Source organism: Pseudomonas sp. 8Z, assembly GCF_902506535.1.
GTDB lineage: Bacteria > Pseudomonadota > Gammaproteobacteria > Pseudomonadales > Pseudomonadaceae > Aquipseudomonas.
In genome coordinates, this window is the sequence record NZ_LR733835.1 from 1 (window position 1) to 1354 (window position 1354).

The window sequence follows — 1354 nt, forward strand, 5'->3', positions numbered from 1 at the left end:
TGTTCGGGCATCACATGCGTTTAAGGTGCATGACATGCCTAGCAAAAAGACCCCGGCCATCAAGGCCAAGAAAGAGCTGCCTGAGATTCCTAAGGAGCTGGTCGAACAGTTCGTCACAGGCCCGATGACGGCCGAGTCTATTCAAGACATTTCGATGGCTTTCAAGAAAGCGTTGGTCGAGCGAGCTCTGGGAGCGGAGCTCAGCCATCACTTGGGTTATCCCGCCGGTGCTGAGCGCCCCGAAGGCAGCGATAACCAGCGCAACGGAACCAGTGGCAAGACGATGCAGACCGATGACGGGCCGCTGAAACTGGACATTCCACGTGATCGCAATGGCAGCTTCGAGCCCATCCTGATTCCCAAGCATGAGCGTCGTTTCACCGGGTTCGACGACAAGATCATCGCCATGTATGCCCGCGGTATGACGGTGCGGGAGATTCGAGCATTCCTGCAGGAGCAGTACGGCACGGACGTCTCCCATGACTTCATCAGCTCGGTGACTGACGCCGTCATGGAGGAAGTGGGGGCGTGGCAACAGCGACCGCTTGAGCCGATGTATCCCGTGATTTTCTTCGATGCCTTGCGTGTGAAGATCCGCGACGAAGGCATGGTGCGTAACAAGGCGATCTACTTGGCCTTGGGGGTTTTACCCGATGGTAGCCGTGACATTCTGGGTATCTGGATCGAAAATACCGAGGGCGCCAAGTTCTGGCTCAAGGTCTTCAACGACTTGCGCAATCGGGGCGTTGAGGATGTGCTGATTGCCGTCACTGACGGTCTCAAGGGGATGCCCGAAGCGCTGGCAGCGGTTTATCCAGAAACGACCCTGCAGACCTGCATCGTCCACCTGATCCGCAACAGCCTGGACTACGCTTCCTGGGACAAGCGCAAGGGACTGGCCAAAGCGCTGAAGCCGATTTACCAAGCGCTGAACGCAGAGACCGCGGAGCAAGCGCTGAACGAGTTTGAAGCAGGGCCATGGGGCCGGCAGTATCCCACGGTGGTTGCTGCGTGGCGCCGGGCCTGGGATCGTGTGATCCCGTTCTTCGTGTTTCCTCAGGCGATACGCAAGGTGATCTATACCACCAACGCCATCGAGAGCCTGAACGCTCAGCTACGCAAGATCATCAAGACGCGTGGGCACTTCCCGAATGACGAAGCCGCTACCAAATTGATCTGGCTGGCGTTGCGCAATATCACGGCCAATTGGGGCAGAGCCGCGAATGATTGGAAGGGAGCCATGAATCAATTCGCGATCCTTTACGGAGATCGCTTCACCAGGCCCGCCTGGTGAATTCACTGTCCGTCGGGTGACGGGCGTTAACGCCCGCACACAAAAAATCTGACAGTCTCG

1 protein-coding gene is annotated in these 1354 nt (G+C 57.5%); it reads left to right on the forward strand.

Annotated elements, in window-relative coordinates; translation table 11 throughout:
• Positions 1–34 precede the first annotated feature (34 nt).
• Positions 35–1294, forward strand: a complete 1260-nt coding sequence (locus AERO9A_RS22355) for an IS256 family transposase (protein ID WP_159974155.1) — start codon at positions 35–37, stop codon at positions 1292–1294.
• Positions 1295–1354 lie beyond the last annotated feature (60 nt).

Excerpts from the sequence above, each read along its gene's own strand:
- AERO9A_RS22355 (WP_159974155.1), top strand. The coding sequence starts at position 35 with ATGCCTAGCAAAAAGACCCCGGCCATCAAGGCCAAGAAAGAGCTGCCT.